Genomic DNA, 4,484 nt, shown 5'->3' with positions numbered 1-4,484 from the left:
GTACGTCAAGCGGCTGCGCATCAATCTCGCCTGCCAGATCCTGATGAGCGACGAGCAGGCCTCGATCACCGACATCTGCTACGAGGTCGGCTTCAACAACCTGTCCAATTTCAACCGGCAGTTCCTGGCGGAGAAGGGCATGCCGCCCTCGCGCTTCAGGCGCCTGCTGGCCGACAACATCAACGCGGGAAAAGCCGCTTAACGGAGGAGCCAGGGAGGAACCAAGGGAGGATTTTTCTTTTGCATGACGGACGTGAGCCGCGTTGAGCGGTTCGCGATGGGGAACGCTTGTCTCGAATTCCTCCGTCGGCGGAGGACGTCGGCGCGGCTCGAAAGTCCAGCGCCGGACCCTGGTTCCCCTGCAGTTGGGGCGAGGGTGGATGGGTGTCTTCAGACCACCAAAGCAGTCAACGACCTTCTTACAACATATCCAGAAACGGAGAAGACCGAATGACCAAACTTTCAATTTCATTGAAGTCCACTGGCAAGTCCGCCGGCATGGCAGCGCTTGCGCTGTCGCTGCTGGCAGGCACCGCCGCTATCGCCAAGGCAGCCGAAGTCACCGACGCCACCGTCGCCTTCCTGATGCCTGATCAGGCCTCGACCCGTTACGAACAGCATGATTATCCCGGCTTCGCCGCCGAGATGAAGAAGCTATGCCCGGGCTGCAAGGTGCTCTACCAGAACGCCGATGCCGACGCCTCGCGCCAGCAGCAGCAGTTCAACTCGGTGATCTCGCAGGGCGCCAAGGCGATTGTGCTCGACCCCGTCGACTCGACCGCCGCCGCCTCGCTGGTCAAGCTGGCGCAGAGCCAGGGCATCAAGGTCATAGCCTATGACCGGCCAATCCCGACAGCGCCGGCCGACTTCTATGTCTCGTTCAACAATGAAGGCATCGGCAAGGCCATCGCCGATTCGCTGGTCGAGCACCTGAAGGCGCTGAAGGTCGATCCGGCCACCGGCGGCGTTTTACAGATCAACGGTTCGCCGACCGACGCGGCGGCCGGCCTGATCAAGAAGGGCATCCATGCCGGCCTCGACAACAGCGGCTACAAGATCCTGGCCGAATACGACACGCCGGAATGGGCGCCGCCGAAGGCGCAGCAATGGGCCGGCGGCCAGATCACCCGCTTCGGCCCGAAAATCCTCGGCGTGGTTGCCGCCAATGACGGCACCGGTGGCGGCGCCATCGCGGCCTTCAAGGCGGCCGGCGTCGATCCGGTGCCGCCGGTGACCGGCAATGACGCGACCATCGCAGCCTTGCAGCTGATCATCGCCGGCGACCAGTACAACACCATCTCCAAGCCGAGCGAGATCGTGGCGGCGGCCGCCGCCAACATCGCCATCAAGCTACTTTCTGGCGAGACGCCTAAGGCCGAGATGACGCTGTACGATACGCCCTCGCAGCTGTTCACGCCGGCTGTTGTGACGCAGGAAAACCTGAAGGCCGAGATCATCGACAAGAAGATCAACACCGCGGCCGAGCTCTGCGTCGATCGTTACGCGGAAGGCTGCAAGAAGCTGGGCATCGGGAACTGACCGCGACCCTTGCCCGCTCCGCTGCCTGGCCACCCGCGCGGTGGCCAGGCAGCGCTCATGCGAAATTTTTGAACCGGTTTTGAAAGGCTTCCTGGCATGACCGATACCTCGGACGAACCGGTTCCGGCAGGCGAGCTGGTGCTCAGCCTGCGCGGCGTTTCGAAGAATTTCGGCGCCGTTTCGGCGCTCACCGACATCGATCTCGATGTTCATGCAGGCGAAGTGGTGGCGCTGGTCGGCGACAATGGCGCCGGCAAGTCGACCCTGGTCAAGATCCTGGCCGGCGTGCATCAGCCGAGCTCAGGCACGATCAGTTTTCGCGGCAAGCCGGTGACGCTTGCCGATCCGAGTGCCGCGCTGACGCTCGGTATCGCCACCGTGTTCCAGGACCTGGCGCTGTGCGAGAACCTCGACATCGTCGCCAACATCTTCCTTGGCCGCGAACTCAGCCCGCTGCGGCTGGACGAGGTGGCGATGGAAGTGCGCGCCTGGACGCTGCTCAACGAGCTTTCGGCGCGCATCCCGAGTGTCCGCGAAGTGGTCGCTTCACTGTCGGGCGGCCAGCGCCAGACGGTGGCGATCGCGCGCTCGCTGCTGCTCGAACCCAAGCTCATCCTGCTCGACGAGCCGACGGCAGCGCTTGGCGTGGCGCAGACGGCGGAAGTGCTCAATTTGATCGAGCGGGTGCGCGACCGCGGCCTCGGCGTCGTCATCATCAGCCACAACATGGAAGACGTGCGCGCCGTCGCCGACCGCATCGTCGTGCTGCGGCTTGGCCGCAACAACGGCATCTTCTCGCCCGATGCCTCGAACCAGGAACTGGTCAGCGCCATCACCGGCGCTTCGAACAATTCGGTGTCGCGGCGCGCCGAGCGCAGGCAGGCCAGGCAAGACCAGACCCAGGAGCCACGCCCATGAGCCGCGAAGCCGAACAGGCTGCCCCCGTGCCGCCGCAGCTCGACCGCGCCGATGTGCGCGTCAAGCACGAGGCGGGGATCGGCGGCGCCATCCGCCGGTTCTTCGACCGGGTCCGCTCGGGCGATCTCGGCTCGCTGCCAGTGATTGTCGGGCTGGTCATCATCTGGACGGTGTTCGCCAGCATCAACCCGATCTTCCTGTCGAGCAGCAATCTGGTCAATCTGCTGTTCGATTGCTCCACCGTCGGCGTCATCGCGCTCGGCATCGTCTGCGTTTTGATGGTCGGCGAGATCGACCTGTCGGTCGGTTCGATCAGCGGCTTTGCCTCGGCCATGGTCGGCACGCTGTGGGTCAACCAGGGCTGGCCGGTGGCGCTCGCGATTCTGGCCGCTGTTGCCGTCGGCGGCTTCATCGGCGCCCTCTATGCGCTGCTGTTCAACCGGCTCGGCATGCCGAGCTTCGTCTCGACGCTGGCCGGCTTGCTGGCGGTGCTTGGCCTGCAGCTCTACATCCTCGGCTCGACCGGCTCGATCAACCTGCCCTACGGCTCGAACCTGGTGAATTTCGGCCAGTTGCTGATGATGCCCAAACTCGTCTCGTTCGCTCTGGCGGCCGTGCCGGGCATCGTCATGCTGATCACCGGCCTGCGCACCGTCGCGCGCCGCCGCGCAGCGAACCTGTCGGCGCCGTCGACCGGCGGGCTCGTCACGCGCGCGGTGGTGATTACGGTCATTCTCGAGCTCATCGTCTTCTATCTCAATCAGGCGCGCGGCATTCCGTGGATGTTCGGCCTGTTCGTCGGCCTGGTCATATCGATGCACTACGCGCTGACGCGGACCAAATGGGGCCGCTCTATGTCGGCGGTCGGCGGCAACCGCGAGGCGGCGCGGCGCGCCGGCATCAATGTGCGGCTGATCTATTCCAGCGCCTTCGTGCTGTGCTCGATGCTGGCGGCTTTCGGCGGCGTGCTGTCGGCGGCCCGCCTGGCCTCGGCCAGCCAGCAGGCCGGCACGGGCGACGTCAACCTCAACGCCATCGCAGCGGCCGTCATAGGCGGCACCAGCCTGTTCGGCGGCAGGGGCAGCGCCTATTCGGCACTGCTCGGCATCATCGTCATCCAGTCGATCGCCAGCGGCCTGACGCTGCTCGATCTGTCCTCGTCGCTTCGGTACATGATCACCGGCGCCGTGCTTGCCATCGCGGTCATCGTCGACTCGCTGGCACGCCGCTCGCGTGTCTCGCATGGCCGGGCCTGAACCCATCAACAGGAAGCAAGACATGAGCCAAGAACTGTCCGGAAAAGTTGCCGCCGTCACCGGTGCCGCGTCAGGCATCGGCCTCGAATGCGCCAGGCATATGCTGGCGGCCGGCGCCACCGTGGTGCTGGTCGACCGCGCCGAGGCGACGCTGAACAAACTGTGCGCCGAACTCGGCCCCAAAGCGATCCCGCTGGTGATCGACCTGATGCAGCCGGCAAGCGTCGCCACCATGATGCCGCAAATCCTGGAGAAGGCCGGCCAACTCGACATCTTCCATGCCAATGCCGGCGCCTATGTCGGCGGCGAGGTGGCGACCGGCGATCCCGACGTCTGGGACCGTATGCTCAACCTCAACATCAATGCCTGCTTCCGCTCGATCCAGGCAGTGCTGCCGCACATGATCGAACGCAAGACCGGCGACATCATCGTCACCAGTTCGATCGCCGGTCTGGTTCCGGTGGTATGGGAACCGATCTACACGGCCTCCAAGCACGCCGTGCAGGCCTTCGTCCACACGGTGCGCCGGCAGGTCGCCAAGCACGGCCTGCGCGTCGGCGCCGTGGCGCCCGGCCCGGTGGTGACGGCACTGGTCGACGACTGGCCGAAGGCCAAGCTCGAAGAGGAACTCGCCGCCGGCGGCCTGATGCAGCCACGCGAAGTGGCCGAAGCCGTGATGTTCATGCTGACCCGGCCGCGCAATGTGACGATAAGGGATTTGGTGATTTTGCCGCAGAGCAATGATCTCTAGGGGGAGTAGGGGAGTAGGGG

Annotated in this window: 5 protein-coding genes; all 5 read left to right on the top strand. The window is 64.9% G+C overall.

Features of this window, described 5'->3' with window-relative positions; translation table 11 throughout:
- The coding region (locus EN932_RS30065) for a helix-turn-helix domain-containing protein (RefSeq protein ID WP_164890686.1) at positions 1 to 202 on the top strand (202 nt) is incomplete at its 5' end.
- A 248-nt stretch (positions 203 to 450) separates the two neighbouring features.
- Positions 451 to 1,539, top strand: a complete 1,089-nt coding sequence (locus EN932_RS30060; protein WP_013530723.1) for a sugar ABC transporter substrate-binding protein — start codon at positions 451 to 453, stop codon at positions 1,537 to 1,539.
- A gap of 96 nt (positions 1,540 to 1,635) precedes the next feature.
- The gene (locus tag EN932_RS30055; RefSeq protein WP_013530724.1) at positions 1,636 to 2,457 is read left to right on the top strand and encodes an ATP-binding cassette domain-containing protein; all 822 of its coding nucleotides are present in this window, start codon (positions 1,636 to 1,638) and stop codon (positions 2,455 to 2,457) included.
- Positions 2,454 to 3,713 (top strand): ABC transporter permease, encoded by a 1,260-nt coding sequence (locus EN932_RS30050; RefSeq protein ID WP_024501652.1) that lies wholly within the window; start codon positions 2,454 to 2,456, stop codon positions 3,711 to 3,713. The genes EN932_RS30055 and EN932_RS30050 overlap by 4 nt, the downstream gene beginning before the upstream one ends.
- A 22-nt stretch (positions 3,714 to 3,735) precedes the next feature.
- A complete protein-coding gene (locus tag EN932_RS30045; protein ID WP_024501651.1) occupies positions 3,736 to 4,464 on the top strand; it encodes an SDR family oxidoreductase in 729 nt (242 codons plus the stop codon).
- The last annotated feature ends 20 nt before the right edge of the window (positions 4,465 to 4,484 follow it).

The organism is Mesorhizobium sp. M7A.F.Ca.US.002.01.1.1 (genome assembly GCF_004022955.1).
GTDB lineage: Bacteria > Pseudomonadota > Alphaproteobacteria > Rhizobiales > Rhizobiaceae > Mesorhizobium > Mesorhizobium ciceri.
This window is presented reverse-complemented; position numbering and strand designations above follow the sequence as displayed.

Coding starts and splice junctions, on each gene's coding strand:
- EN932_RS30060 (WP_013530723.1), top strand. CDS start 451: ATGACCAAACTTTCAATTTCATTGAAGTCCACTGGCAAGTCCGCCGGC.
- EN932_RS30050 (WP_024501652.1), top strand. CDS start 2,454: ATGAGCCGCGAAGCCGAACAGGCTGCCCCCGTGCCGCCGCAGCTCGAC.
- EN932_RS30045 (WP_024501651.1), top strand. CDS start 3,736: ATGAGCCAAGAACTGTCCGGAAAAGTTGCCGCCGTCACCGGTGCCGCG.
- EN932_RS30055 (WP_013530724.1), top strand. CDS start 1,636: ATGACCGATACCTCGGACGAACCGGTTCCGGCAGGCGAGCTGGTGCTC.